This is a genomic window from Sulfurisoma sediminicola, from assembly GCF_003865015.1.
Classification (GTDB): Bacteria; Pseudomonadota; Gammaproteobacteria; order Burkholderiales; family Rhodocyclaceae; genus Sulfurisoma; species Sulfurisoma sediminicola.
The window spans coordinates 61,472-86,251 of the sequence record NZ_BHVV01000006.1 but is presented as its reverse complement, the minus strand read 5'-3'; the positions used below and the strand labels follow the sequence as shown (position 1 = coordinate 86,251).

27 protein-coding genes are annotated in these 24,780 nt (G+C 65.3%); 17 read left to right on the top strand and 10 right to left on the bottom strand.

Annotated elements, in window-relative coordinates; translation table 11 throughout:
• Positions 1–35: 35 nt before the first annotated feature.
• On the top strand, positions 36–770 hold the full coding sequence (locus EJE94_RS09240) for a pseudouridine synthase (protein ID WP_121240840.1): 735 nt from the start codon (positions 36–38) through the stop codon (positions 768–770).
• On the opposite strand, the gene EJE94_RS09235 is transcribed toward EJE94_RS09240, so the two are convergent.
• Positions 704–1,954 (bottom strand): TIGR03862 family flavoprotein, encoded by a 1,251-nt coding sequence (locus EJE94_RS09235; protein ID WP_121240837.1) that lies wholly within the window; start codon positions 1,952–1,954, stop codon positions 704–706. The genes EJE94_RS09240 and EJE94_RS09235 overlap by 67 nt on opposite strands.
• Before the next feature lie 99 nt (positions 1,955–2,053).
• Here EJE94_RS09235 and EJE94_RS09230 point away from each other — a divergent pair, with 99 nt between their 5' ends.
• Positions 2,054–4,099 (top strand): DEAD/DEAH box helicase, encoded by a 2,046-nt coding sequence (locus EJE94_RS09230; protein WP_121240835.1) that lies wholly within the window; start codon positions 2,054–2,056, stop codon positions 4,097–4,099.
• 25 nt (positions 4,100–4,124) lie between these two features.
• Here EJE94_RS09230 and EJE94_RS09225 read toward each other — a convergent pair whose 3' ends face one another.
• Both EJE94_RS09225 and EJE94_RS09220 read right to left on the bottom strand, forming a co-directional pair.
• On the bottom strand, positions 4,125–4,331 hold the full coding sequence (locus tag EJE94_RS09225) for a hypothetical protein (RefSeq protein WP_121242193.1): 207 nt from the start codon (positions 4,329–4,331) through the stop codon (positions 4,125–4,127).
• Between the two features lie 20 nt (positions 4,332–4,351).
• Entirely contained in the window at positions 4,352–4,900 is a 549-nt protein-coding gene (locus EJE94_RS09220) for a YaeQ family protein (RefSeq protein ID WP_121240833.1), read from the bottom strand.
• A 68-nt stretch (positions 4,901–4,968) separates the two neighbouring features.
• Here EJE94_RS09220 and EJE94_RS09215 point away from each other — a divergent pair, with 68 nt between their 5' ends.
• From EJE94_RS09215 to folE, 3 genes are all read left to right on the top strand, one after another.
• A complete protein-coding gene (locus EJE94_RS09215) occupies positions 4,969–6,108 on the top strand; it encodes a DUF748 domain-containing protein (protein ID WP_121242192.1) in 1,140 nt (379 codons plus the stop codon).
• A 75-nt stretch (positions 6,109–6,183) separates the two neighbouring features.
• Positions 6,184–7,710, top strand: a complete 1,527-nt coding sequence (locus EJE94_RS09210; RefSeq protein WP_121240831.1) for a cyclic-di-GMP receptor FimW-related protein — start codon at positions 6,184–6,186, stop codon at positions 7,708–7,710.
• A 6-nt stretch (positions 7,711–7,716) separates the two neighbouring features.
• The gene (gene folE, locus EJE94_RS09205) at positions 7,717–8,343 is read left to right on the top strand and encodes a GTP cyclohydrolase I FolE (protein WP_121240828.1); all 627 of its coding nucleotides are present in this window, start codon (positions 7,717–7,719) and stop codon (positions 8,341–8,343) included.
• A gap of 171 nt (positions 8,344–8,514) precedes the next feature.
• Here folE and EJE94_RS09200 read toward each other — a convergent pair whose 3' ends face one another.
• Positions 8,515–8,760, bottom strand: coding sequence for a CDGSH iron-sulfur domain-containing protein (locus tag EJE94_RS09200; protein ID WP_121240826.1), 246 nt, complete (start codon positions 8,758–8,760; stop codon positions 8,515–8,517).
• A gap of 81 nt (positions 8,761–8,841) precedes the next feature.
• Here EJE94_RS09200 and EJE94_RS09195 point away from each other — a divergent pair, with 81 nt between their 5' ends.
• From EJE94_RS09195 to EJE94_RS09185, 3 genes are read left to right on the top strand one after another with little or no spacing between them, the layout of a single operon-like run.
• Positions 8,842–9,198 (top strand): thioredoxin family protein, encoded by a 357-nt coding sequence (locus EJE94_RS09195; RefSeq protein ID WP_121240824.1) that lies wholly within the window; start codon positions 8,842–8,844, stop codon positions 9,196–9,198.
• Positions 9,195–10,100: a D-hexose-6-phosphate mutarotase gene (locus EJE94_RS09190; RefSeq protein ID WP_121240822.1), complete on the top strand. Its 906-nt coding sequence runs from the start codon at positions 9,195–9,197 to the stop codon at positions 10,098–10,100. Before EJE94_RS09195 ends, EJE94_RS09190 begins: the two co-directional genes overlap by 4 nt.
• Positions 10,101–10,126: 26 nt before the next feature.
• Positions 10,127–11,026 carry a radical SAM protein gene (locus EJE94_RS09185; protein ID WP_121240820.1) on the top strand — a complete coding sequence of 300 codons (900 nt, stop codon included), beginning with the start codon at positions 10,127–10,129 and terminating at the stop codon, positions 11,024–11,026.
• A 48-nt stretch (positions 11,027–11,074) separates the two neighbouring features.
• On the opposite strand, the gene EJE94_RS09180 is transcribed toward EJE94_RS09185, so the two are convergent.
• Positions 11,075–11,599, bottom strand: a complete 525-nt coding sequence (locus tag EJE94_RS09180; RefSeq protein WP_124962433.1) for a hypothetical protein — start codon at positions 11,597–11,599, stop codon at positions 11,075–11,077.
• A gap of 19 nt (positions 11,600–11,618) precedes the next feature.
• On the opposite strand from EJE94_RS09180, the gene EJE94_RS09175 reads away from it, so the two are divergent.
• Together EJE94_RS09175 and fumC are read left to right on the top strand one after the other, a co-directional pair.
• A complete protein-coding gene (locus tag EJE94_RS09175; protein ID WP_370685660.1) occupies positions 11,619–11,840 on the top strand; it encodes a DUF2789 domain-containing protein in 222 nt (73 codons plus the stop codon).
• A gap of 15 nt (positions 11,841–11,855) precedes the next feature.
• Positions 11,856–13,274 carry a class II fumarate hydratase gene (gene fumC / locus EJE94_RS09170; RefSeq protein WP_121240814.1) on the top strand — a complete coding sequence of 473 codons (1,419 nt, stop codon included), beginning with the start codon at positions 11,856–11,858 and terminating at the stop codon, positions 13,272–13,274.
• Positions 13,275–13,328: 54 nt separating this feature from the next.
• Here the strand turns inward: fumC and EJE94_RS09165 are convergent, their stop codons facing one another.
• Together EJE94_RS09165 and dmeF are read right to left on the bottom strand one after the other, a co-directional pair.
• Positions 13,329–14,066 carry an N-acetylmuramoyl-L-alanine amidase gene (locus tag EJE94_RS09165; RefSeq protein ID WP_207855865.1) on the bottom strand — a complete coding sequence of 246 codons (738 nt, stop codon included), beginning with the start codon at positions 14,064–14,066 and terminating at the stop codon, positions 13,329–13,331.
• Complete coding sequence (gene dmeF, locus EJE94_RS09160) at positions 14,063–15,031, bottom strand: CDF family Co(II)/Ni(II) efflux transporter DmeF (RefSeq protein WP_121242191.1); 969 nt, start codon at positions 15,029–15,031, stop codon at positions 14,063–14,065. Before dmeF ends, EJE94_RS09165 begins: the two co-directional genes overlap by 4 nt.
• Positions 15,032–15,290: 259 nt before the next feature.
• Here dmeF and EJE94_RS09155 point away from each other — a divergent pair, with 259 nt between their 5' ends.
• Entirely contained in the window at positions 15,291–16,325 is a 1,035-nt protein-coding gene (locus tag EJE94_RS09155; RefSeq protein WP_121240810.1) for a site-specific integrase, read from the top strand.
• A 2-nt stretch (positions 16,326–16,327) separates the two neighbouring features.
• Here the strand turns inward: EJE94_RS09155 and EJE94_RS09150 are convergent, their stop codons facing one another.
• The 3 genes from EJE94_RS09150 to EJE94_RS09140 are packed head-to-tail and all read right to left on the bottom strand — an operon-like array spanning position 16,328 to position 18,344.
• Positions 16,328–16,531: a hypothetical protein gene (locus EJE94_RS09150; protein WP_121240808.1), complete on the bottom strand. Its 204-nt coding sequence runs from the start codon at positions 16,529–16,531 to the stop codon at positions 16,328–16,330.
• 35 nt (positions 16,532–16,566) lie between these two features.
• Positions 16,567–17,076 carry a hypothetical protein gene (locus EJE94_RS09145; protein ID WP_121240806.1) on the bottom strand — a complete coding sequence of 170 codons (510 nt, stop codon included), beginning with the start codon at positions 17,074–17,076 and terminating at the stop codon, positions 16,567–16,569.
• The gene (locus EJE94_RS09140) at positions 17,073–18,344 is read right to left on the bottom strand and encodes an AAA family ATPase (protein ID WP_121240804.1); all 1,272 of its coding nucleotides are present in this window, start codon (positions 18,342–18,344) and stop codon (positions 17,073–17,075) included. Before EJE94_RS09140 ends, EJE94_RS09145 begins: the two co-directional genes overlap by 4 nt.
• A 584-nt stretch (positions 18,345–18,928) precedes the next feature.
• Here EJE94_RS09140 and EJE94_RS09135 point away from each other — a divergent pair.
• From EJE94_RS09135 to EJE94_RS09110, 6 genes are all read left to right on the top strand, one after another.
• Positions 18,929–19,138, top strand: coding sequence for a hypothetical protein (locus tag EJE94_RS09135; protein ID WP_121240802.1), 210 nt, complete (start codon positions 18,929–18,931; stop codon positions 19,136–19,138).
• 123 nt (positions 19,139–19,261) lie between these two features.
• On the top strand, positions 19,262–20,188 hold the full coding sequence (locus tag EJE94_RS09130) for a DNA-methyltransferase (protein ID WP_121240800.1): 927 nt from the start codon (positions 19,262–19,264) through the stop codon (positions 20,186–20,188).
• Positions 20,185–20,640 carry a BglII/BstYI family type II restriction endonuclease gene (locus EJE94_RS09125; protein ID WP_121240798.1) on the top strand — a complete coding sequence of 152 codons (456 nt, stop codon included), beginning with the start codon at positions 20,185–20,187 and terminating at the stop codon, positions 20,638–20,640. Before EJE94_RS09130 ends, EJE94_RS09125 begins: the two co-directional genes overlap by 4 nt.
• 2 nt (positions 20,641–20,642) lie before the next feature.
• Positions 20,643–21,953 carry a hypothetical protein gene (locus EJE94_RS09120; protein WP_121240796.1) on the top strand — a complete coding sequence of 437 codons (1,311 nt, stop codon included), beginning with the start codon at positions 20,643–20,645 and terminating at the stop codon, positions 21,951–21,953.
• Positions 21,940–23,766 (top strand): SNF2-related protein, encoded by a 1,827-nt coding sequence (locus tag EJE94_RS09115; protein ID WP_121242190.1) that lies wholly within the window; start codon positions 21,940–21,942, stop codon positions 23,764–23,766. Before EJE94_RS09120 ends, EJE94_RS09115 begins: the two co-directional genes overlap by 14 nt.
• On the top strand, positions 23,763–24,641 hold the full coding sequence (locus EJE94_RS09110; RefSeq protein WP_121240794.1) for a protein NO VEIN domain-containing protein: 879 nt from the start codon (positions 23,763–23,765) through the stop codon (positions 24,639–24,641). Before EJE94_RS09115 ends, EJE94_RS09110 begins: the two co-directional genes overlap by 4 nt.
• The last annotated feature ends 139 nt before the right edge of the window (positions 24,642–24,780 follow it).

The window sequence follows — 24,780 nt, the reverse complement described above, 5'->3', positions numbered from 1 at the left end:
AACTCCGGCTTGGTGATGGCCGCCATCATAGCCCCATGCTCGACATCCTCTACCGCGACGACCACCTGATCGCCATCGACAAGCCGCCGGGCCTGCTGGTCCATCGCAGCGACCTCGACCGCCACGAGACGCGCTTCGCCGTGCAGCTGCTGCGCGACCAGATCGGCCGTCGCGTGCAGCCGGTGCATCGGCTCGACCGCGGCACCTCGGGCGTGCTGCTGTTCGCCTTCGATGCCGGGGTGACGCGCGAGCTCTCCCGGCAGTTCGAGGCCAACGAGGTCGAAAAGACCTACCTCGCCGTGGTGCGCGGCTGGCCGCCGGAGGAAGGACTGATCGACCATGCGCTGTCGCGGCGCTTCGACGATTACGGGCGTTCGCTGCCGGACGCCCCGCCGCAGCCGGCGCAGACGCGGTTTCGCAGGCTCGCGACCATCGAGCTGCCGGTCGCCATCGATCGCTATCCGACCGCGCGCTATGCCCTGGTCGAGCTGCAGCCGCTCACCGGCCGCCAGCACCAGTTGCGCCGCCACCTGAAGCACATCGCCCACCCCATCATCGGCGACGCCACCCACGGCAAGGGCCGCCACAACCGCCACTTCCGGCAGGAATTCGGCTGCGGCCGGCTGCTGCTCGCCTGCACGCATCTGGCCTTCCGCCATCCCGTCACCGACGAAAAAGTCGGCGTTGGCGCCATGCCGGGAGATCAGTTCGCGGCGCTGCTCGAACGCTTCGGCTGGAGCCAGTTCAATACGCCCCGCCCGGCGGCGTAGCCGCTGGCGAAGCAGGCGGTGAGCAGGTAGCCGCCGGTTGGCGCCTCCCAGTCGAGCATCTCGCCGGCGCAGAAGACGCCGGGCAGTTCGCGCAACATGAGGTGCTCGTCGAGCGCTTCCCGCGTCACGCCGCCGGCGCTGCTGATGGCCTCGTCGAGCGGGCGCGGGGCAACAAGCCGCAATGGCAGCGACTTGATCGCCGCCGCCAACCGCGCGGGGTCGGCGTAGGTTTCCTTCGCCGCACATTCGCGCAGCAGCCCGGCCTTGACGCCACTGACGCCGGCGCGGCTCTGCAGGTGGCTGGCCATGGAGCGCGAGCCGCGCGGATGGGCGATCTCGGTCGTTAGGCGCTCCAACGTCTTGCCGGGCGCGAGGTCGAGCAGCAGCTTCGCGTCGCCGTCCGCCTCGATCGCGTCGCGCAGCGACGCGGAGAACGCATAGATCAGGCTGCCCTCGACACCGTTATCGGTGACGACGAACTCGCCCTGCCGGCTGCGACCGGCAAACGTTGCGACCACCGACTTGACCGGCTGGCCGGCGAACTTCTCACGAAAATGGTCGCTCCACCCGACATCGAAGCCGCAGTTGGCCGGTCGCAGCGGCGCGACGGCCACGCCGCGGCTGAGCAGCCAAGGCAGCCAGGCGCCGTCGGAGCCGAGCTTCGCCCAGCTGCCGCCGCCGAGCGCCAGCACCGTGGCGCCAGCGCCGACTTTCCGGAGGCCCAATGGCGTGGCAAAGGCAAGTTCGCCATCCGCCTCCCAGCCCAGCCAGCGGTGGCGCATGTGGAAGCGCACGCCGGCCGCGCGCAGGCGGTGCAGCCAGGCGCGCAGCAGCGGCGCGGCCTTCATCTCCGCCGGAAACACCCGTCCCGACGAGCCGACGAAGGTCGCGACGCCCAACCCGCGAGCCCACTCGCGCAGCGCCCCGGCGCCGAAATCCTCCAGCCACGGCCTCACCCAGCCGGATTGCGCGCCGTAGCGCGAGACGAAGGCAGCGAAGTCTTCCACGTGGGTCAGGTTGAGGCCGCTCTTGCCGGCCATGAGGAACTTGCGCCCGACCGAGGGCATCGCGTCGTAGACATCGACGCCGGCGCCGCCCTGCGCCAGAACCTCGGCCGCCATCAGCCCCGCCGGGCCGCCGCCGATCACCGCAACGCGGCACGCTTCGCCTCGAAATTCGCTCATGTTTTCAGTCTACTTGACACGTCTGAGATAATGGTCTTTTCTGTGGTCACAGATCCTTCCTGGGCCACTCTTTCCTTCCCCGCCGCCCGCGGGTACACCATGACCGAACCCATCGAATCCTTTGCGGCACTCCAATTGCCGCCGTTCCTGCTTTCCGCCCTTGCCGACGTCGGCTACGAGAACCCCTCGCCGATCCAGGCCGCCTGCATCCCGCTCATCCTGGCGGACCGCGACCTGCTCGGCGAGGCGCAGACCGGCACCGGCAAGACCGCCGCCTTCGCCCTGCCGCTGCTGGCGAAGCTCGACCTCAAGAACAAGACGCCGCAGGTGCTGGTGCTGACGCCGACGCGCGAGCTGGCCATCCAGGTCGCCGAGGCCTTCCAGAAATACGCCCACCACATGCCGGGCTTCCATGTGCTGCCGGTGTACGGCGGGCAGAGCATGGTGATCCAGCTGCGCGCGCTGTCGCGCGGTGCCCACGTCATCGTCGGCACGCCGGGCCGCATCATGGACCACCTCGAGCGCAAGAGCCTGAACCTCGAGAACCTGAAGTCGCTGGTGCTCGACGAAGCCGACGAGATGCTGCGCATGGGCTTCATCGACGACGTCGAGTGGATCCTCGAGCACCTGCCGGCGACGCGCCAGACCGCGCTGTTCTCGGCCACCATGCCCGACCCGATCCGTCGTATCGCCCAGCGCTACCTGCGCGAGCCGCAGGAGGTCAAGATCCGCTCCGCCACCACCACGGTGGCCGCGATCCGCCAGCGCTACTGGAAGGTGGCCGGCGCCGACAAGCTCGAGGCGCTGACGCGCATGCTCGAAGTCGAGGAGGATTTCGAGGCCGCGATCATCTTCGTGCGCACCAAGATCGCCACCGTCGACCTCGCCGACAAGCTCGAGGCGCGCGGCTACGAGGCCGCGGCGCTCAACGGCGACATGACCCAGGGCCTGCGCGAGCAGGTGATCGAGCGCCTCAAGAGCGGCAGCCTCGACATCGTCGTCGCCACCGACGTCGCCGCGCGCGGCATCGACGTGCCGCGCATCAGCCACGTCATCAACTACGACGTGCCCTACGACACCGAGGCCTACGTGCACCGCATCGGCAGGACGGGACGCGCCGGACGTACCGGAGTCGCGATCCTCTTCATCGCCCCGCGCGAAATGCGCATGCTCAAGGCCATCGAGACTGCCACGCGCGCCAGGATCGAGCCCATCGCCCTGCCCACGCGCGGCGAGGTGGCCGAAAAGCGCGTCAGCCAGTTCAAGCAGCAGATCCTCGACGTGCTCGCCGAAGAAAACCTCGATTTCTTCTACGAGGTGGTGCGCCGCATGGAAAGCGAAGACAACCTCGGGGCGCGCCAGATCTCCGCCGCGCTGGCCTTCCTCGCCCAGCGCGAGCGACCGCTGCGGCCCGAGGGTCTCGACGCGCCCGAATACCCGGCGGCGCCGCCACGCCCGGAGCGCCCCGCCTACCCCGCGCGCGACGAACGTCCGGCGCGGGCCGAGCGCCCCGCCTATGCCGAACGCGGCGAGCGGCCGGAGCGTGTCGAGCGCACCGAACGCGCCGAGCGCCCGGCGCAGACCGAATGGAGCGAACGTCCGCCGCGCGCGGAGCGTCCGTACCGCGAGCCGCGCGCCCTCGCCCCCGGCCCGCTCGCGCGCTACCGCATCGAGGTCGGCCGCAACCAGGGCGTGCTGCCCAAGGAGATCGTCGGCGCCATCGCCAACGAGGGCGGTATCGACGGCAAGCTCATCGGCCAGATCAACCTGTTCGACGACTACAGCACGGTCGAGCTGCCGTCCGCCCTGCCCCCCGACCTCATGGACATCCTGCGCCGCACCCGCGTGCGCCAGGTGCCGCTGCGCATCCGCCTGGCGGAAGCCGGCGAAGGCGACGCCCACCGTCCGCCGCGTCCCAAGTCGCCGTGGAGCGACAAGGGCGAAGGCGGCGAAAAGCGTCCTCCTTACGGCGGCGACCGCCCGCGCCAGGAATGGTCGGCCAAGCCGCCCTATCGCAGCGACAAGAAGCCCGCGCCGCACGGCCATTCGCACAGCCCGCACGCGCACACCGAGCGCAAGGCCCCCGGCAAGGGCTACGGCGGCAAGCCGCCGGCCAAGTCCTACGCCAAGTCGAAGAAGGACTGAGGCGCTGCGGCGGGCCGGCCGCCGCTCAGGGAAACGTGTCCCTGAGCTTGAACACCGTGCGCGCGTCCTCGTGGGCACGGTCCAGCGTGCGCAGCGAGGCGTCGTCGTCATGGGCGACGAAGAATTCGGCGGCCTGCGCCCGCATCACCAGGCGGATCGCATCGTCGTCGCTCATGTCGTATTTCTCGGTGATCAGCGTCGTCACCTCGTCGAGATACGCCTCGTAACTCATGCTTGCGGTCTTCTTCGCCATCATTCGCCCCTCCCGGCAAGGCGGCGCGGCTCGATCAACACCGTCTCGGTGCCGTCGGTCAGCCACACCTGTCCGTCCTGTATCGTGCATTGCAGGTCCATGCCGCGCTGCGCCAGCGCGGCGAGCGCGGCCGACTGCTCGCCGTCGAGCGCCCAGACCTGCAGCTTGTCCATGCGCGCCAGCGGGCCGCCCTCCTTCGCCCACCACGCGTCCATGGCGCGCCCGCCGTAGGCCACGACCACGACTTCGACGGCGCGCCCGGCGGCCTTGCGCAGCGCCTTCTCGTCGGGCAGGCCGACCTCGATCCAGCGCTCGATGACACCCGAGTAATCCCTGAGCCACAGCGCCGGCTCGTCTTCGGCCGACAGGCCGCGACCGAACTCCAGCCGCTCGTCGGCGAACAGGGCGAAGGCGAGCAGTCGCACCATCATGCGTTCGTCGGTTTCCGAGGGATGCCGCGCCAGGGTGAGGGTGTGCTCGCCGTAGTAGGGGCGATCCATGTCGGCGATGTTGAGTCTTGCCTTGAAGATGGTGGATTTGAGGGCCATGACGGAAGCGCGGTGAATTGCCGCGCACTATACTTTGCCTTGAACGAATCTTCGGGAGGATGTTCGTCATGTCGGGCAAGCGCTTGGGTGTCTATGCCGCGGCGGGTCTGATCGGCCTGCTGCTGCTCGTGGTTGTCGGCATGATGATCGGGGCCCGTGTGCTCAAGGGCCGGGTCGAGGCCGCGCTCGGCCCCGAAAGCGAGATCGGCGAGATCGCCCTGCGCTGGAATGGCGTCGCGGTGCATGACTTGCGGCTGAAGGCGCCCAGGCCGGAAAAGACCGGCAAGGCTGCCTGGCCGACCGAGGACACGCTGCGCGCCAAGCGCATCCTGATCAAGCCGGACCTGCCGAGCCTGCTCGCGGGCAGGGTGCGCATCGGCAGCATCGTCGTCGAGGACGCCTTCGTCTCGGCCCTGCGCACCGCCGACGGAAAGCTGCGGGTGGTGCCGAGCCTGCTCGAAAAGAAACCCGATGCCACCGCGGCAGCACCGGCGCCCGCGATCGACATCGGTCGCATCGAACTGAAGAACGGCGCCATGGCCTTCTACGACGCCAGCCTGTCCGGCAAGAAGGGACCGTTCCTCGTGCGCCTGGAACAACTCAACGCCCATGTCACCGACATCGCCCTGCCGGCGCTGACGGAGAAGTCGCAACTGCACCTCGAAGGCGTGGTCAAGGGCCAGCGCAACGACGGCAGCCTGCTGATCGACGGCTGGATGCGCTTCGCCGACAAGGACTCCGATATCGCCACCCGCCTGCGCAACATCGACCTGGTGGCGCTGCAACCCTACCTGCTCAAGGCCGCGGACACCGGCGTCAAGCGCGGCACCCTCGACCTCGACCTGCAATCGACGATCAAGGACCAGCGCCTGCGCGCGCCCGGCAGCGTCACGCTCAGGCAGCTTGAGCTCGACGAACGCGGCGGCAGCTTCATGGGCATGCCGCGCCAGGCGGCGGTCGGCATGATGAAGGACGGCAAGGGCCAGATCTCGGTCAAGTTCGTGCTCGAGGGCAGGATCGACGATCCGAAGTTCTCCCTCAACGAGAGCCTGGCGACGCGCTTCGGCGCCTCGATGGCCGATACGCTGGGCGTCAGCATCGAAGGCATCGCCAAGGGTGCCGGCGGCCTGAGCCAGAAGGGCCTCGAAGCCGGCGGCGGCGCGGCGTCCGGCGTCGGCCAGGCGATGAAGGGCCTGTTTGGCAAATGAGCGACAAATGACTGCAGATGCGTCTTTCCCCGTCGTTGCCGGCATAATCCGGGAAGCATACTGACCGACCCCATCATGGCCGCATCCGACATCCTCTTCGCCGACGTATCCAAGCTGTTGTTCAGCGATGTCCGCGACATCGTCAAGCTCGCCGGCAAGGAAGCCGGCAGAAAGGATGCGGCTGCGTGGCTCTCCGGGCTCGACGATGCGCCGCCCGAGAAGGTTGCCATCGAGCTCGCCGAGCGCCTGACCGAAGCCCTGGCGCGGGAGCGGGAACCGCTCAAGCGCCTGGCGCTGCTCAACGGCTGCGAAGCCGCCGCGGCCACCACCCTGGCCGCACTCGAACTCGCCACCGAGATAGCCCCCCTGCCGCTGCCAGCAGCGGCAATGCAGGCCGCCGTCGCCGCCGACTCGCTGCTCAAAGTCATGGCGACCGATTACGCCGGTCTCGCCCTCGGCCTGCAGGACAAGGTTGGCGGGCCCGATGATGCCAGGGAACTGCTGCGGCTTGCTGCGTTGCGCGCGATGCACGCCCTCGCCCGCCGCGAGGTACTCGCCTACCGCGGCCATGCCGTGCCGTCGCCCGCCTCATGGAAGCTGATGCAGGACGTGTACTCGGTCGCTCGCGCACAGGGCGTGGCCGGACCGAACAAGGACGGGGCGGCGGTCGAGCACGAATACGTCGCCGCCCTGCTCCTGGCGCTGGCCGACCCCGCCCGGCTGCCGCGGACCGCCCTGGCGGCGGCGCACGCCTTCATCGCCGGGCTGGCGCCGCACGCACGCATCGAGGCGGCCACCTTGCCGCGCGACGACACCAGCTGCCGCTTCCTCATCGCCACCGACAAGGGTCGTCCCGCCCAACCGCTGGCCCAGATCGATGACGACAAGGCGCTGGCGCCGCACAGCCTCGTGCTCAACTGCTCGGGGCTGCCACCCCGGATCGAGCAGCTGCTCGGGGCCGGTGGCGAGGCGGCGCCGCTGCCACCGGAAGTCATGCGCCTGCTGAACGATGCCTGGTCGGCCGCCGCGCCGGCACGACGCTTTTCGCGCACCCAGTTCAAGCAGCACATCGACGTGATCGCCGGCCTGCCCGCGATCCTGCGCCTGCTGTCCGGCCGCTCGCTGGGGCGGCGTCAGAGCGACGCGGCCCATGCCGACGAAAGGGACACCAGCGAATGGCTGGTGGTCAACGAAAGTCCGGACGGCTTCGGCATCCGCCACCTCGGCGGAACGGCGCCGCCACTCGCCATCGGCGACCTGGTGATGCTGCGGCCGCGGGAACAGGGCAAGTTCCACATCTGTCTCGTCCGCCGGCAAAGCCCGGCGCCACAGGGCACCGAGCTTGGCGTGCAGTTGCTCTGCTCGGAGGCCACGGTGCTGCCGCTGCCGTCCGAGGACATTCTCGCCATGGGCCAGCAGGGCCTGCTGCTGCCGCGGCTACCCGGGTTCGGCAACGCCGCCGGCCTGATCACCGCGGCCGGCGCGCTGACGCCGCAGAGCGTGATCACCGACAATCAGGAAGGCACGCTGAAATATTATGGGCTGGGTTCGCGCATCGCGACCAGCACGGCCATCGAATTCCATCTGCTGCAATCAGCCTGACACGACATGCCCACCTGTGACGATCATTGCCCGGTCCCCGGCGCTGCCGGCGGCATCGGCATTCCCCGCCGGGACCCGTTCGACCCCGCAGCCTTCGAGCGCGCCGTGGCCGACCTGCTCTCCGCCTGCGGCATCGCGCCCGATGCCGCGCACATGGGCCGCACTGCTCAGCGCGTGCGCGAGCTCTGGCAGAAGCGCCTGCTCGGCGGCTACGACATCGACCCGGCGGAAGCGCTCGGCGAGGGCTTCGCCGACCATCGCTCCGACATGGTGGTGATACGCGGCATCGCCGTCCATGGCGTCTGCCCCCACCACCTGGTGCCCTTCCGCGGCGTCGCCCACGTCGGCTACCTGCCCGGCGGGCGCCTGCACGGCTTCGGCCGCATCGCGCGCCTGGTCGACGCCATCGGCCACCGCTTCACCTATCAGGAGTGGATGACCCGCGACATCGCCGAAGCGTTGATGCAGCACGGTAAGGCGCGCGGCGGTGCCTGCGTGGTCGAGGCGGAACAACTCTGCCTGCTGCTCGGTGAAGACCGCCGCGGCGACGAGCGCGTCGTCACCCAGGCCTTCACCGGCGCCTTCGCGGAGTCCGACCAGCTGCGCAACGAGTTCCTGCGGGCGATCGGATAGCAGATCGCTGACCGCACGGTCCATGGAGCGTTTCCGCCGGGGCGCCCCAAGGAAACGCGGCACGCCGCGAAGCGGCAACCCGCTCCAACGATGCCTACGGAGTTCCCCTTTGTTTTCGAGCGAAGCGAGCAATAAGGCTCCCCCGCCCAAGGGCGGGGGCCGGGGGGTGGGTTACAAACTATTGTGGCTACCGTCGCAGAGCACGCCCCCCTGGCTGTGCTTGCAGCCGCAGAACCAGACTTGACCGGTGGTGGTCGCCTTGTACTCTACCGGCTCGAAGCCCGTGCCGGTATGCGAGCCGTCGCAGAAGGGTTGCGACTTCGAGCGGCCGCAGGAGCACCACCAGTAGGACTTGCCGGCTTCGACATTGACGCCGTAGGGCGCCTTCTGCGGGATGGCCGGATTCTTGTCTGCCATGTTTTTCTCTCCGTATTTTTTAAGGGGTTGGGAGCCCCTATACTACCGGGCTTTCGCCACCCGCCGACCCTGTTGCCGACAATGTCTCTAGCATTCGACGTCACCGAAGCGGACTTCGACGAACTGGTCGTCGCCCGCTCCCACGAAACCCCGATCCTGGTCGACATCAGCGCCGACTGGTGCGCGCCCTGCCGCGTACTGGCGCCGATGCTGTACACGGCCGTCAATGGCTACGCTGGCAAGTTCCTGCTCGCCCTCGTCGATGCAGACGAAAACATGCGCATCGCCGGCCGCCACAAGGTGCGCGGCTTCCCGACGGTCATCGCCTACAGCCACGGCGTCGAGGTGGACCGTTTCCACAGCTCGCAGACGATGGGCTTCCTGACCAAGTTCATCGACGGCGTCATCGCCAAACATTCCCAAGGAAAGCAACCATGAGCACCGCTACCGAACTCAACAGCCGTTTCGCCATCGCCGACTTTCTTGGCTTCGAAGACATCGCCGAGGGCTTCACCGTCGCCAACGTCACCACCCGCTTCGGCACCGCTCGCGTCGCGCTGCAGGGCGCCCATGTCATGACCTACCAGCCGGCCGGCCACCCGCCGCTGATCTGGCTGTCGAAATTCGCCAAGTTCGCCCCCGGCAAGTCGATCCGCGGCGGCGTGCCGCTCTGCTGGCCCTGGTTCGGCGCCCATGCCACGGATGCCAAGCTCCCCGGCCACGGCTTCGCCCGCACCGTGCCCTGGCAGTTGGCCGATGCCCGGGTGCTGCCCGACCATCGCGTCCGTCTCGAATTCGAGCTGATCCAGACCGAGGCGACCCGCGCGCAATGGCCGCATGCCTGCACCGCGCGGAACATCGTCACCGTCGGCCCCGAGCTCGAGCTCGAGCTGGCCACCACCAACACCGGCAACGCCCCCTTCGAACTCGGCCAGGCGCTGCACACCTATTTCGAGATCGGCGACATCCGCAAGACCACGATCACGGGCCTCGCGAACTGCGACTTCATCGACAAGGTCGACGGCAGCGCGCGCAAGGCACAGCACGGCGCGGTGAGCTTCACCCAGGAGACCGACCGCGTCTACCTCGGCACGCACGGTCACTGCGAGATCCACGACCCGGTGCTCGGCCGCCGCATCGTCATCACCAGCACCGGCAGCCGCTCGACCGTGGTATGGAACCCATGGAACGAGAAGGCCGACAAGATGGGCGACTTCGGCACCGACGGCTGGACCGCGATGGTCTGCGTCGAGACCGCCAACGCCGTCGAGGACGTGATCCAGCTCGCCCCCGGCGCCACCCATCGCATGGTCGCGCAGTACCGCTCGGTCAAGTACTGAGCGAGCCCGGGACAGGCGGCGCGGCCATGTTCCGCGACTTCCCGGTCCGCTACGTCGATCCGGTCTATCGCCCGCCGTCGGAGGCGGACTCGCTGATCCTGCCCGTCACCGACGGCTGCTCGTGGAACCGCTGCACCTTCTGCGAGATGTACACGGCGCCGCAGAAGCGGTTCCGCGCCCGCGACGAGGCCGAGACGCTCGACGCCATCCGCCGCTGCGGGCAACAGCTCGGCACCGAGGTGCGCCGCGTCTTCCTCGCCGACGGTGACGCGCTGGTGCTGCCGACGCGGCGCCTGCTCGAGGTGCTGCAGGCCATACGCGCGCACCTGCCCGGCGTGCATCGCATCTCCAGCTACTGCCTGCCACGCAACCTGAAGAAGAAGTCGGTCGCCGAGCTGCGCGAACTGGCGGATGCCGGCCTCGCGCTGGCCTACGTCGGCGCCGAATCGGGCGACGACGAAGTGCTGGCGAAGGTCGGCAAGGGAGAAACCTATGCCACGACGCTCGATGCGCTGGACAAGCTCGGCGAAGCCGGCATCCGGCGCTCGGTCATGATCCTCAACGGACTCGGCGGCGAAGCGCTGTGGCAACAGCATGCCGACAACTCGGCGCGGCTGGCCAGCGCGGCCCAGCCCGAATACCTCGCCACGCTCGTCGTCAGCTTTCCGCTCGGCGAAGAGCGCTTCCGCGCCGGCTTCCCCGAGTGGAGCCCGCTGACCATTCCCGGCCTGCTGGGCGAGATGGAGCGTTTCCTGTCGGGCCTCGAACTGCGGCGCACCGTTTTCCGCTCCGACCACGCCTCGAACTGGCTGGTGCTCAAGGGCACGCTCGGCGCCGACAGGGAGCGTCTGCTGGGCGAAGTGCGCGCCGCCCTCGCCCACCCGGAGAACGCGCCGCTGCGCCCGGCCTGGGCACGGGGCCTTTAGAACCCGGAGAGCAGGTCGACATGGTCGCAGGAAATCGATAATAGTTGACTATTTTAATAAACTATTGCATTGTGTTCGTGCTGTCTGCTTCGCCTTATCAAGGAGATCGTCATGACCGCTACCGCCCCTTCCCCCGATGGTCGCTCGCCGTTCACCGGCATCTTGACTGCCGTTCTCTCCGACCACGCCATACTTCGACACTTGGCCGTTGCCGCGGCCGATCGGCCCGGCTTCTCCGCCGACAATGTCATGTCCCTGGCGGACGCCGTGACCGCGCATGAGAGCGCCGAGGCTCGGCTCTTCGCGCACCCCTTCCTCACCCGCCCACCGAAAACAGTCACGTCCACCGCCGCTCGGGCACGCCGACGCTGTCTCGAATTTACCTCCGGGAATTCCCACCTCCCGGACCCGGGCGCTGCAGCCGCCCTTTTCGTCGATGCCCTGCTTGCCCACCTGGCCGCAGAGGAGGCCTGGCTCGAGCACGAACAGGAGCACCAGAACGAGCGCCTTCTCATCCACGCGTAATCCTTTCGGCCGGGCGTGTTCGTCCGCGGCGACAACGAAATAGGACATGGAAGCGCCAGTCCACCCCATGAGCCAGTTGTTCGCCCAGCTCGGCCTGCCATCCGAGCCCGGCGCCATTGACCGCTTCATCGCATCCCACAGCCCGCTGCCCCCGGCCATGCTGTTGTACGAGGCGCCGTTCTGGACCGCGGGACAGGCGGCATTTCTGCGGGAGGGCTTGCTCGGCGATGCCGACTGGGCGGAAGTGATCGATGCGTTGAACGGAGAGTTGCGCGGGCGGGCCAGGTAGCACGAGGATTCGGCCATGAGGGCAATGCGCAGGGAAAGGGATTCATTCGGCGCAATCGAGGTTCCGGCGGAACGGCTCTGGGGAGCGCAAACGCAGCGTTCACTCGACCACTTCGCCATTTCCGGCGAACGCATGCCGGCCGAGCTGATCCTGGCGCTGGCGGTAGTCAAACGCGCCGGCGCCCTTGCCAATCGCAGCCTTGGTTTGTTGTCGCCCGACAAGGCAACCGCCATCGAGGCCGCAGCCGAGGAAGTGATAGCCGGCCGCCATGCCGACGAGTTTCCCCTTTCCGTCTGGCAGACGGGTTCGGGCACCCAGACGCACATGAACATGAACGAAGTGCTCGCCAATCGCGCATCCCAGCTACTCGGGGGCGACGTGGGCGAGGGTCGGCTCGTTCATCCCAACGACGACGTGAATCTCGGTCAATCGTCGAACGATGTCTTTCCGACGGCCATGCATCTGGCGGCCGCCTCCGGCATCGTCCGAACCGTGCTGCCGGCCCTGGATCGCCTGCGTGCGACCTTGCAGGAGAAGGCCGACGCCTTTGCGGATATCCTGAAAATCGGCCGCACCCATTTGCAGGATGCCACCCCCATGACACTGGGGCAGGAGTTTTCCGGCTATGTCGCACAACTCGACCATGCCCGGTCGGTCATCGACGCCAGCCTGCCTTCGCTCCATCCGCTGGCGATCGGAGGTACGGCGGTGGGTACGGGACTGAACACCCATCCGCAGTTCGGCGCCCGCGCAGCCGACGAGATCGCCCGCTACAGCGGCCTGCCGTTTCATGGCGCCGCCAACAAGTTCGCTGCCCTGGCCAGCCATGACGGCATGGTGGCCGCCCACGGTGGCCTGAAGGTATTGGCCGTTGCCCTGATGAAGATTGCCAACGACATACGCTGGCTTGCCTCCGGTCCGCGATCCGGCCTGGGCGAAATCGCCATCCCGGAAAACGAGCCGGGCAGTTCGATGATGCCGGGCAAGGTCAATCCGACCCAGTGCGAAGCGCTGACCATGGCGTGCTGCCAGGTGCTGGCCAATGACGTCGCCATTGGCATCGGCGGCGCCTCGGGGAACTTCGAACTCAATGTCTACAAGCCGCTCGTCGCCCACAACTTTCTGCAAAGCGTTCGTCTGCTTGCCGATGGCATGACCTGCTTCGAGGCGTACTGCATACGCGGCATCGCGGCCAACCGTGAGCGGCTTGCCGAACACATGGATCGGTCACTGATGCTGGTGACGGCGCTCGTCCCTCACATCGGATACGACAAGGCGGCGGAAATTGCACGGAGGGCCGACCGCGAGAACTCGACTCTGAAGCAGGCGGCGCTTGCGCTCGGCTACACCACTGCGGAGGAATTCGACCGGTGGGTCGTTCCGTCAGAGATGGCCAATGTCTCGCGAGTGTCGCCGTTCGAAATCGATGAATGACGGCACCTGTTCGACCGCAAGAATCCCGTGGCAGATTGCGGATTCCGCCGATCTTCAGCCGCCCGCCTTCCGCTTGACCAGACAGTACAGCATGGCCTTGTCCGCGTCGGTGAGTTCGGCCGTCGCTTCGTCCCCGGCCCAGTGGCGGCGGAAGGCCCGCGCCGCCGCGTCGCCATCGGCCGGGCTGTAGCCCAGCGTCTGCAATGCGAGACTCGCATCAAACCCCGGCGGGGCGGGCGGCGGGGCGTCACACCAGATGCCGAAGCCATTTTCGGCCAGGTGCCGCCACGGGAAGTGCCGGCTCGGATCGACCTTGCGGCGCGGCGCGACATCTCCGTGGCCGAGGAAGTTGGCGTCGGGGATCCGATAGCGCGCCTTGATATCCGCGAGCAGGGACAGCAGCGCCGCGATCTGCGCCGAGGCGAAGTGCTCCTCGCCGTTGTTGTCGAGTTCGATGCCGATGGAGGCGGAGTTGAGGTCGCTCATCCCGCCCCACCACGATTCGCCGGCGTGCCAGGCACGGGCGCGTTCGTCGACCAGCTGCGCGATGGCGCCGTCGCGGCCGACGAGATAATGGGCGCTGACCTTCTTCAGCGGGTCGGTCAGCGTGCGCAGCGCGCGCTCGGCATCGTCGTTGGTGGTCTGGTGCAGGATGACGAAGTTCGGCCGCCGTTCGTCGAAATTCGGTGAGGGCTGCCAGCTGACCGGCACGGTGGGCCCCTGCGGCGCCATCGGCGCACAGGCGGCGAGCAGCATCAGGGCGCCAAGGGGTGCGAAGCGGGACGGCGTCACGCGGGATTCGCCCCGCCGATCGCCGCTTCGGGGCAGAGCTGTATCTCGATGGTGGTGTGCACGATCTCCTCATGCACGGCGAGCAGCTCGCGGATGCGTGCCGGCGTCAGCGCGGGGTCGTGGGTGAGCACGCTGAGGGCGCAGGAATAGGCGCCCTTGCCGACGCGCCAGACATGCAGGTCGGTGATGCGCGTGCCCCCGGCTTCCGGACCCGTTTCCACGACCTCGCGGATTTCCGCGACCACCGGATGGTCCATCTCGCGATCGAGCAGTACCTTGCCGGTCTCGGCCAGCAGGCCCCGCGCCCAGTTGGCGACGAGGATCGCGCCGACGATGCCCATCAGCGGATCGAGCCAGCTCCAGCCGTAGATCCAGCCGCCGGCCAGGGCAACGATCGCCAGCACCGAGGTCGCCGCGTCGGCGATGACGTGAAGATAGGCCGAGCGCAGGTTGAGGTCGTCGTGATGGTCATGATGGTGGCCGTGTTCGTCGCCATGGTGATGATGGTCATGCGCCCGGCCGAGGATCAGCGCGCAGACAACATTGACGACCAGGCCGAGGCAGGCGACGACGATCGCCTCGAAATAATGGATCGGCGCCGGCGCGAGGATGCGCTCGACCGAACCGACGATCATCAGCACCGCCACGCCGAGCAGGAAGATGGCGCTGGCGAAGCCGCCAAGAATCTCGATCTTCCAGGTGCCGAAGGCGAAGCGCGGGTCGCGGGCGTATTTCCGCGCCGCCGCGTAGGCGAAGGCGCTGAGCCCGATGGCCAGTGCATGCGAACTCATGTGCCAGCCGTCGGCCAGCAGCGCCATCGAATTGAACCACCAGCCGGCGACGATCTCGACAACCATCATCGCCGCGGTGATCCACATCACCATACGCGTGCCGCGTTCGGCCGCATGGCTGCCGGCGTCGAAGACGTGGTCGTGCATCCAGTCGGACAGGTTGTCGGTATGCACGATCACCTCAAAGCATCGGAAATGCGCAGCGAAACTGGCGCTGCTGCCGACATTGCGCCGGCGCGATCTGGGCTGGAATAGCTGGCGGAGAAGGAGGGATTCGAACCCTCGATCCAGGTTTTGCCCAGATGCGCCCTTAGCAGCCCGTGCAATTTTGCCCGAGAAACGCGCCAACCATGCGGGTTTTCAGCCATACGCGGTTAATTGAAAACCCCTACGGTTGCATTTTCACGACAGTGCACCTCTCGGGAGAAGTTCAATGGCAACGATCACTCAACTCAAAACCGGCCGCTGGCAGGCCGTCATCCGTCGCAAGGGCCATCCATCGCAGTCCCGCACCTTTCCCTTGCAGCTGGACGCCCGCACATGGGCTCGGAAAATCGAATCCGAAATGGATCGAGGCGGTTTTATCTCTGCCGCGCGGGCCGAAGGCACCACGTTCAAGGACTTGGCCACGGCCTTCGAAAAAGACTTCGCTCCGTATCATTATCGAGCTGGCGGCTGGCAAAGCAAGCTCACCGCCTTGCGTGCTCGCCTGGGCGATTATTCCCTGGTGGCCATCACCCCGCAGGTGCTCGCAAAGTATCGAGATGATCGGCTCCGCGACCCATGCAAAGCCTATAAGGACGCCAAATCCGCGCCGCGCATCTCGTCAGCAACGGTCAAGGGCGAGCTCGATCTGCTGTCGAAGGTGCTGGATGTCGGGCAAAAAGAGTTCGGCATACCGCTTCCGGCCGGGAACCCGGTACGGCAGATCCGCATACCCAAGGGATCGCGGTCTCGCAACCGCCGCTTGACCGCCGATGAATGGGCTCGCCTCGAAGCCGAGTGCAAGGCCAGCGGAAATCCTTGGCTGGCCCCTGCCCTGGCGCTCGCTGTCGAGACGGCGATGCGGCGGGGCGAACTGCTGCAGTTGGAGTGGCAACATATCGACAAGCAACGCCGCCTCGCCATGCTGCTCGATCCAGACAAGATCAAGAACCAGGAACCGCGCGCCGTGCCGTTGTCGAGTACCGCGATGGCGACCTTGGAGGCGCTGCCGCGCGCGATCGGTGGCCGCGTCATACCGATTGCCGCCCCGACGCTCTGGAGCTCTTACCGGCGCGCTTTGGAACGCGCCAAGATATCCGACTTCACCTGGCACGATCTGAGGCATGAGGCATTGTCCCGCTTGGCGGAACGAGGGGATTTTTCCGTGTTGGAAATGGCTGCGGTCAGCGGCCACAAGACCTTGCAAATGCTCAAGCGCTATACGCATCTGCAGGCCGAGAAGCTCGCGCGGAAGCTCGGATGAAGCTACAGCTGCATATTCTGGTGAAAACCGCCACTGATAATGCTCTCAAAGCCGCCGCTCAGAATGCGGCATTCACCACCGGCGGATCCCGACTCGCTGCTGTCATTCCCAGCTTCAACTGGACTACGGCTGATTTCTGAGTGGAGCCGTCGCTCGTCGGCAATGTCGAGGGAAGCACAGTCGAGCTTTTCGGGCTCGTCGTTCATGGAAGTATCCGAATGGAATTTCTATGCCGGTGCCGCTAACGGCGGCGGCGCGGGATCTGCACGGGCCTAGCCGGTTCGTAGGCTTTGAGGCCGGCATCGCCGGTCAGGATTTCTACCGAAATACCGCCCTGCGCGTAGTATTCGGCTACGTCTTTTATCGTCGCATCGCCGATGGACATGCCACCCCTAGCCATTTTGGGCCACGTCCCTGCGAGAGTACGCAGATTGGCAGCTTCCCACAACGGTGATTGATCAGTGAATGCTGCCCAAGGCGTGCTGGCGTTTGCGGCATCGCGCAAATGCGCAGCGAGTGCATTTGCGCACTTGAAACGGTGTGCCCGTGCTTGGGCTATGTGGTTGCCGGTTTCGATCAGCGTCGCCATCGGCAGTACGAAAGTACTGCCGTTCTGTCGCTCCTCGGCGAGCAATTGTGCAATGCGCGCATGATCCCAAAGGTCGTCGGCTGGCCCCGCGGTTTCCTTGCCGGGAACCTGCAGCCAACAGCAAAGCACGGACGTGTCGAGGATCAAAACCTTCCGGCTCACGAATGCGCCTCGGCTGCCTGCTTTTCCAGCGTGTCTTCGATCATGCCCTGGCTCGAAATCCTGCCTACCGGCCCTTGGGCCAGAAGCTTGGGCAACTGAGCGATTTCCTCTAGGAGCGTCAAGACGGAAAACCCGCTCGCCGGGTCGCGGTGCGCGACTGCAATGAAAGGCACCATCGCCATGCCCATCGCATCAAGCAATGCGGGGTTGTGGGTTGTCACCAGCACATCGACACCGCGCTTGCCGCCGACACCCCTGAGCATTTCCAACATCAGCCTCGCTCGCGATGGATGCAGACCGTTATCGACTTCCTCAACCACCAACAGGCTACCGGCCGGCCGCGTCAGCAGCGCGGTTAGGATCGCGAGGAAGCGCAGCGTTCCATCTGACATGCCGCGCGCATCTACGGTTGGCGGCTCACCGACATCGCGCCAGTGTTCCTCGCAGTAGAGCATGGCGTCGGTCTTGAATTTGCCGACAGTCTCGGCATAGACGCGACGAATGTCGCGCTCCGGCAATCGGCTCGCGTAGCGCGTCAGCGTGGTTTCGATTTCCTTCTTCTTTTCCTTCGGCAGTGCAGCGATTACGCCGGCAATATTGCGGGCGTCGGGTTCGAGCTTGTCGGACAACGACGAATAGCCGCGCATGTGCGAGGGAATCGGGTCAAGGATGAAGATGCCGCGCAGGGCGTTGGCCACAGCAGCTACGCCATCTTGGATTTCCTGGCGCAGCTTCTGGCCGACAAGTTGGAACAGCACCGCGTGACCGCGGCCAAGCTGGCGCGGCGTGCCCTGCTTCTCGTTGTACAGACGGGCAACGATGGTCGGCGAATCGTTGCCGCAAGCATCGGTACGGTAGAGCTTGATGCGCCCAACCTCAGACTTGCGCACGTTGTGCTTGTCGATCCGGTACTTGACGCGGGTAAGCTGTTCGGCGACGAGGTCGCAACGGTTGTCGCTGACCCGGCATTCGACGGTGTACTCGTAGTCGGTCGTATCCTCGGCGCGGATAGTCGCATGCAGCAAGAACATATTGCCCGGCTTGCGCGCTGCCCATTCCGTGCCACCGCGCAGGGCTGGCAAGCCGGTATCGCCCTGAAGCGCCGCGGTCAACATCGCGCCATTTGCAATGCGGTTCAGGAACGATAGGGCATCGAGGGCATTCGACTTACCGCTGGCGTTGGCGCCAATCAGCACCGTCACAGGGTCGACATGCAGCGTGGCCTGTTCGAAGCTTTTCCAGTCTTTCAACTGCAACGACGTAATCATGGGCACTCCCGAATCCGCTATGCGTCCATCCCGCGTACATGTCTTCGCGGCAAAATGCGTATTTTGGCTCATTGGAGCGTCCAGCGCAGCACAAAAAGCGCGTCGCGCTCGACGTGTTGTTCCAGTCGGAGCCCTATCTTCCCGGTAATTCGTCCTTTTGCTGGTCAATGTCGCGACTGGTCTGGTCGAACGCACACCAAGCGTCGTCACGCTTGCCTTCTAGCCGGTACACCGCCAAAGCACGTGGTGGCGTCCAAGGGTCAGCAGAGACCGACATGCACACGTAAGCCATACGGAGGAAACTTGAGTGATCCGATCGTTCCGATGACGGCTGTTGGGCGGTGGGGGACTTCCGCTCACAGCGATCAAGAGACAGTCGCGTATGCCCCAACGCAGCAGTCACTCGATACGCTACTTCGCAAGTTCCCAATCGCAGCGTAGCGGTAGCTGAGGTGGAAATCATTCCGGAATGTCACATGTTTCAGAACATCGCGTGATTCGGTCGGCCGGAGGTCGCAGCAAATGGTATGCTACGCGATTAAGCAATTGCACAGACAAATGCTGCGCATTACCGGGGAGACGGAATGACCAAGGAATTGAAGACGGAAACGCTGAACCTGCGCGTCTCCCCCGGAACCAAGCTCGCATTGAAGGGCATCGCGGAGCGCGAAAACCGCAGCATGGTCAACGCTCTCGAATGCTTGGTTTCTGACTATTACAAGCGCCACGAGGTCGAGATGCCGCTAGCGACGAAGAAAGGGGGCCGCGGTGCTCGTGTCAAGATCAACCAATAAGGACGGGGGGGTGCGTTCAAGTCGGCCCCAGCGAGTGGAAACCCAAGCCGATCAACGACGAAGGACAAGAACGCAGTTGTTCCCGCCGTCGATGGGAAGTCGGACAAAGCGGAAAAGGCCGTGATGCTGCGCCCCCGGAAGAAGGGCTTGCCGACGACTCTTCCGGGCTTCGCGATCTGGAACGGCGACGTCGAGAAGTTCCTCGCCGCCTTGCCGAGCGAGCCGATCTTCGACCTAATCGTCTCGTCGCCCCCCTACAACATCGGCAAGTCGTACGAGAACAAGAAGGCTCTCGAAAAGTATCTCGAATGGCAGGAGCGGATCATCGACCTGATGATCCCGCGCTTGAAGGACACGGGTAGCCTTTGCTGGCAGGTTGGCAACTTCGTCGACAACGGGCAGATTGCCCCGCTTGACATCGAGTTCGCGCCGATCTTCAAGAAGCACGGCCTCCAGCTGCGCAACCGGATCATCTGGCACTTCGGCCACGGCTTGCACAACAAGCGCCGCTTCTCGGGGCGCTATGAGACCGTGATGTGGTATACGAAGAGCGACGACTACGTCTTCCACCTCGACGCCGTCCGCGTGCCGGCGAAGTATCCGGGCAAGAAGCACTTCAAGGGGCCAAACGCCGGCCAGCCGTCGGGCAACCCGATGGGCAAGAACCCCGAGGACGTTTGGAGCGTCAACCCGGAGGACGTTTGGAGTATCCCGAACGTCAAGAGCAACCATGTCGAGAAGACCGACCACCCCTGCCAGTTTCCCGTCGGTCTGATCGAACGGCTCGTCCTTTCGCTGTCCGAGCCCAGTGCGCTGGTGTTCGACCCGTTCGCTGGCGTCGCCTCGTCCGGCGTCGCCGCCGCCCTCCACGGCCGTCGTTTCGTCGGCTGTGAGATCGGTGATGCGTACGCGAAAACCGGACTGTCCCGTTTGCAAGACGCGCTGGACGGGAACGCCAAATTTCGTCCCCACGACAAACCGATCTACGACCACACACGCAGCAAATTATCGCTGGCCCCGGAGGCGTGGGCGAAGGACGATCTGAAATGAAGCACATCACATACAGCCACGAGGGCGGATCTGATGCCGTCCCGGAGGTCGTCCAACGGGAGGTCGCCGCGGCAATTACCGCCGTCGGGGTCAAGCCGGCTAAAGGGGCTACGACCAAGGTGCGCGATGCCTTCCTCAAGGGAATCCAGGAGTCCGGGTGGCCTGCCGAGGTTCAACTCTCCAAGAACTCGAAGATGACCGTCACCTCGACCAAGGACGAAATCGGACTCTGCTTGCAGACTGGCAACATGGGGCGCATGTATGCGGACCTGCTCAAACTGCAAACCATGTATCTGAACAAGGCGATCAAGGCAGCGATCGTGGTCGTCCCCTCCCGTCCTGTTGCGAAGACGCTCGGCGACAACATTGCCAATGCTCATCGCTTGGTGCGCGAGCTTGAAATCTTCAAACTTGCCTATTCCGTTCCTACCCTCGTGTTTTCGTTGGAGTGACCATGACCGATTCGTCGACGCCCCCCCCCGCCACCACCCGGTTCGGATGGCAGCAGAACAGGCGCTGCGAGGAACTGCGCCAACTGTATTCCGTCCCACCCAATGCGACGCACCGCGTTCCGTTCCAGGGGAGGAACACGGACATCGGCATAGTCAGGGTTCCGATAGAACTGCCGAAATACCGGATGGCGAACGGCCGGACCGCCTCTCTCCAAGCCGAGTATCTAGCGAAGAATCCCAAGGTTCGCCACGACCTGTTCTCTGGCGATGCGGAGCTTTGGGACGCGCAGGAGGTCCAGCACACTCTGCTCCTCCTAGTGGCCCGGCAGCAGGACTTGCAGAAATACTTCGAGGATACGGACAACAGGCAGATCGACCCGATCCTCCTCGATGAGCGCGGGTTCGTCGTCAACGGGAACCGTCGTCTGTCCTGCTGGCGGGAGTTGTATCACCAAGATCCAGACAAATACGGCCACTACCGCCACATCGACGTCGCGATGCTCCCCCATTGCGACGAGAGGGAGATCGACCGGATCGAGGCGATGCTCCAAATCCAGAAGGACATCAAGGCCGATTACAGCTGGGATGCACAGGCGAACATGCTGCTCGACAAGCAGAAACGCGACGGATTCTCCAACAAGGAACTCGCCGACCTATACGGGATGAAGGAATCCGACGTTCAGCAGTTGTTCGACATGCGCTCCTACGCGGACGAGTATTTGCGCTCGCGCGCCAAGGCAGACATGTGGTCTTCTGTATCCGGGGACGAACTGGCGTTCCGTCGAATCGTGACTTCGCGCCAGAAGATTTCCGGCGTCGGTTCGCAGGAACTGTTCAAGCACGCGGCGTTCGCCCTGCTGGACAATCCCGGGGAGGTCGGCGACAGCCTCCACGACGCGATCAACTACATGCAGCAATATCTCGACTCCATAGTGGAGAAACTCGGCGACGAGTTTCCGGTCGCAGCGGGCGATATCCCGGAGTCGCTGGGCGACTTGTTCGGGGGCGGGCAGCCGAGTGGTGAGGAAGACAAGATTCCCCTCGCAAAGGAAATCCAGAAGCCTGAGAATTCGGACAAGGCCCGCAGGATCATCGTCGAGGAAATCGAGAGCCAACGGCAACTCAAAAAGGACTCGAAGAACGCCGGCTACCTGCTGGACTGCTGCACCAAGGCCCACGCGCAACTGGCTGCCGCGGTGAAGGAGGGCCTGCGCCCGGAGTCGAAACGCGCTGGCGTGGCAAGGCAGTTGGATGCGATCACCGGCCAGGTCGGGCGCATCCGCGCGTACTTGGATGAGCATGCTAAGGATTGACTATCGGGAATCCGATCGGCGGGCGTGCCTTTCATGGGACGCTGACGACGAGCGCGCCGATTGGCTCGACGCGCTACGGCGCCTCGTATTCGACCGATCGGAGGACGCCTCGCAGGAGGACGCGTGGCGTATTTCGTTGCCGTGGTGGGGCTTCGCGGCCTTGCGTCCCCACCTGTTCCAAATCTTTGGTGGCTACGGCTTGGCCCCCGGCAGGGATATCGTCGTTTCGGACGCTGCCTCGGCCCTGCTACGCCAGTCCAGGCGGGCCGTCGATTCTCATGAGGCAGCCAAGAACGCCCTCGCGGTCCCCGAGGGCGATCTTCGCGCCCGTCTGCGAGAAATCGGGTTCGGCCGGGAACTCTCCCCAGAGCAAGCGCGCAATGTCGGCAGGATCGCCGCGCTGCCAGCCGCGGCGACATTCTCCGTCCCCGGGGCTGGCAAGACCACCGAGGCCCTCGCGTGCTTCTTTTACAGGGCTCGCCCCGAGGAGGATCTTCTCGTCGTGGCCCCGAAGAACGCATTTGCCGCGTGGGACGAACAGATCGCTGACTGCATGCCGGGTGTCGATGACGTCTTTGTCCGGTTGCGTGGAGGTAGGGACAAGATCGCGCGCGCCTTGGACGACGAGCCCCGCTTCATGCTTATCTCCTACCAGCAACTTGCGCGGGTCCCCGATCTTCTCGCGGCCCATTGCGCTCGGCGCAGGGTCCATGTTTTTTTAGACGAGAGCCACCGGATCAAGAGCGGCTCTGGGAAGATGACGGCCCGTGCCGCGCTGAACCTCTCCCACCTTCCGGTCGGCAAACTCATTATGTCCGGAACTCCGATGCCGCAGTCGACGGAGGATCTCGTCCCGCAATTCCAGTTCCTTTACCCGGAGATACCCGCGACCGCCGACAATGTTGTCGAACTCATCCGCCCCGTGTATGTGCGCACGAACAAGGCGGAACTTGGCCTGCCGCCGGTAACGCGACAGATGGCCCGCCTGTCTATGGCGCCGATGCAGGCAGAACTCTATAAGCTGATGAAGTTCGAGGTCGCCCGAGAGGCGGCCACAGCGTTGAGCATCCCGAGCCGGCAGGCTTTTCGGTCCCTTGGGCGCTCTGTCGCACGGTTGTTGCAGTTCGTCTCAAATCCGTCCCTGCTCTCCTCGGAGATTGGCTTCGCCCATCCCGACCTGCTCGCTGCGGTGTTGGCGGAGGGTGATGGGCCCAAGCTCAAATATGTCCTGAAGAGGGCTAGGGCCCTCGCCCGCGAGGGCCGCAAGGTTCTCGTTTGGTCCTCGTTCGTGCGTAACGTCGAATACATCTCGGCGCGACTGTCCGATCTCGGTGCCGTGTTCATCCACGGCGGCGTCGACGCCGGCGACGAGGAGGACGATGAGACCCGCGAGGGCAAGATCAAACTATTCCATGACGACCCGAATACGCGCGTGATGGTGGCGAATCCGGCAGCAGCCGGCGAGGGCGTGAGCCTTCATCGCGTCTGCCACCATGCCCTGTATCTCGACCGGACCTTCAATGCTGCTCACTACCTGCAATCGGAGGACCGCATCCATCGCTTCGGCCTGCCGCCAGACCAGGACACCACGATCGAAATTGTCGAATGCATGGACAGTGTCGACGAGACGGTCCGCGAGCGTCTCGGATACAAGATCGGCCAGATGGCCGAGGCCCTCGAAGACTCGTCGCTCAAACCGGATCCGATCGCCCTTGACCCGACCGACATTGAGGACGCTGACGAATACAGCACCGGGCTTGCACGAGAGGACATCGACGTCCTGCTGCGGGATTTCGCCGGGGTTCGTCGATGATCGCGTTTTCCCCGGGGCTCGCGCAGGGATGCTTCGACCTGCTGGAAATGGCGGGACGTCGGGCGCTGCAATTCGGACAAATCTCGATCGAGTTCGCTAGGCTCGGTGGCATGCCGGCGGCCAGGGTCGTCGATACGGCGCAGACGCTCGACTGGCTTCGAGCCAGCGAGGACGGGACCGTCGTCCTGACGCCCGGCGGCGCGAGACTCGTCGATCTGCGCGGCTACGAGCCGAGGCTGCGCCGCGCGTTGCTTGACTATATCGACACGGTTCGGCCCTCTTGGATACAGAATGCGACCTTCGGGCGTGCCCGAGTGCTCGCATTCGCGGGCTCCGACATCGCCCAAGTGTTCGTCGAGGCCGGCCTCGCCTACGGGATAAGCGACGAGGTCGTCGCGTTTTGGGACGAGATGGCCGCGCGAGCGCGGGGCCAGAAGGGGGCGCGGCTGACCGGGATCGGCAGGGCCGGTGAACGCCTGACCATTGCGCATGAAAGGGAACGCACGGGCCGCGAGCCGAAGTGGATTTCCGTCGAGAGCAACGAGGACGGATACGACGTCCTGTCCGTGGCCGGTCCCGGCGACGCGCGCCTGCTTTCGATCGAGGTGAAAGCGACCACCGTCGGGATTGGCGGCGGATTTCACCTCACGGCAAACGAATGGGATCGAGCCGTGTTAAACGACATCCACGCGTTCCACTTGTGGGACATCAGCCGGCCGGTTCCGAGCCTCGCGGCCCTTTCCAAGGCGGAGGTCGATCCTCACGTCCCCACCAACCGGGGCGAAGGGACTTGGGAGTCCGTCGAGATTCCATTCAACGCGTTCGCGGAAAAGTTCTTGCCCCAACCAAACTTGCTGGCCAGCCGCGTCGAATAGACTCCGCCGGGCTGCCTTGGCCGGTCTCTTTAATGCAATCGGACGGGGCTATCGTTCTCTCAACGCCACGCATAGAGGGAACCGTCATGGATAGTTTGAAGGTTTCTGAGTGCCCGCTTTCCAGAAAACCCACAGACCG

What these genes read in the sequence shown, in the direction of transcription:
- EJE94_RS09210 (WP_121240831.1), top strand. Translation starts at nt 6,184, where the DNA reads ATGGCCGCATCCGACATCCTCTTCGCCGACGTATCCAAGCTGTTGTTC.
- EJE94_RS09195 (WP_121240824.1), top strand. Translation starts at nt 8,842, where the DNA reads ATGTCTCTAGCATTCGACGTCACCGAAGCGGACTTCGACGAACTGGTC.
- EJE94_RS09220 (WP_121240833.1), bottom strand. Translation starts at nt 4,900, where the DNA reads ATGGCCCTCAAATCCACCATCTTCAAGGCAAGACTCAACATCGCCGAC.
- EJE94_RS09120 (WP_121240796.1), top strand. Translation starts at nt 20,643, where the DNA reads ATGACCGATTCGTCGACGCCCCCCCCCGCCACCACCCGGTTCGGATGG.
- EJE94_RS09240 (WP_121240840.1), top strand. Translation starts at nt 36, where the DNA reads ATGCTCGACATCCTCTACCGCGACGACCACCTGATCGCCATCGACAAG.
- EJE94_RS09135 (WP_121240802.1), top strand. Translation starts at nt 18,929, where the DNA reads ATGACCAAGGAATTGAAGACGGAAACGCTGAACCTGCGCGTCTCCCCC.
- EJE94_RS09150 (WP_121240808.1), bottom strand. Translation starts at nt 16,531, where the DNA reads ATGAACGACGAGCCCGAAAAGCTCGACTGTGCTTCCCTCGACATTGCC.
- EJE94_RS09230 (WP_121240835.1), top strand. Translation starts at nt 2,054, where the DNA reads ATGACCGAACCCATCGAATCCTTTGCGGCACTCCAATTGCCGCCGTTC.
- fumC (WP_121240814.1), top strand. Translation starts at nt 11,856, where the DNA reads ATGAGGGCAATGCGCAGGGAAAGGGATTCATTCGGCGCAATCGAGGTT.
- EJE94_RS09175 (WP_370685660.1), top strand. Translation starts at nt 11,619, where the DNA reads ATGAGCCAGTTGTTCGCCCAGCTCGGCCTGCCATCCGAGCCCGGCGCC.
- EJE94_RS09190 (WP_121240822.1), top strand. Translation starts at nt 9,195, where the DNA reads ATGAGCACCGCTACCGAACTCAACAGCCGTTTCGCCATCGCCGACTTT.
- EJE94_RS09130 (WP_121240800.1), top strand. Translation starts at nt 19,262, where the DNA reads ATGCTGCGCCCCCGGAAGAAGGGCTTGCCGACGACTCTTCCGGGCTTC.
- EJE94_RS09180 (WP_124962433.1), bottom strand. Translation starts at nt 11,599, where the DNA reads ATGTCCTATTTCGTTGTCGCCGCGGACGAACACGCCCGGCCGAAAGGA.
- EJE94_RS09110 (WP_121240794.1), top strand. Translation starts at nt 23,763, where the DNA reads ATGATCGCGTTTTCCCCGGGGCTCGCGCAGGGATGCTTCGACCTGCTG.
- EJE94_RS09235 (WP_121240837.1), bottom strand. Translation starts at nt 1,954, where the DNA reads ATGAGCGAATTTCGAGGCGAAGCGTGCCGCGTTGCGGTGATCGGCGGC.
- folE (WP_121240828.1), top strand. Translation starts at nt 7,717, where the DNA reads ATGCCCACCTGTGACGATCATTGCCCGGTCCCCGGCGCTGCCGGCGGC.
- EJE94_RS09155 (WP_121240810.1), top strand. Translation starts at nt 15,291, where the DNA reads ATGGCAACGATCACTCAACTCAAAACCGGCCGCTGGCAGGCCGTCATC.
- EJE94_RS09215 (WP_121242192.1), top strand. Translation starts at nt 4,969, where the DNA reads ATGTCGGGCAAGCGCTTGGGTGTCTATGCCGCGGCGGGTCTGATCGGC.
- EJE94_RS09225 (WP_121242193.1), bottom strand. Translation starts at nt 4,331, where the DNA reads ATGAGTTACGAGGCGTATCTCGACGAGGTGACGACGCTGATCACCGAG.
- EJE94_RS09200 (WP_121240826.1), bottom strand. Translation starts at nt 8,760, where the DNA reads ATGGCAGACAAGAATCCGGCCATCCCGCAGAAGGCGCCCTACGGCGTC.
- EJE94_RS09185 (WP_121240820.1), top strand. Translation starts at nt 10,127, where the DNA reads ATGTTCCGCGACTTCCCGGTCCGCTACGTCGATCCGGTCTATCGCCCG.
- EJE94_RS09125 (WP_121240798.1), top strand. Translation starts at nt 20,185, where the DNA reads ATGAAGCACATCACATACAGCCACGAGGGCGGATCTGATGCCGTCCCG.
- EJE94_RS09115 (WP_121242190.1), top strand. Translation starts at nt 21,940, where the DNA reads ATGCTAAGGATTGACTATCGGGAATCCGATCGGCGGGCGTGCCTTTCA.
- EJE94_RS09140 (WP_121240804.1), bottom strand. Translation starts at nt 18,344, where the DNA reads ATGATTACGTCGTTGCAGTTGAAAGACTGGAAAAGCTTCGAACAGGCC.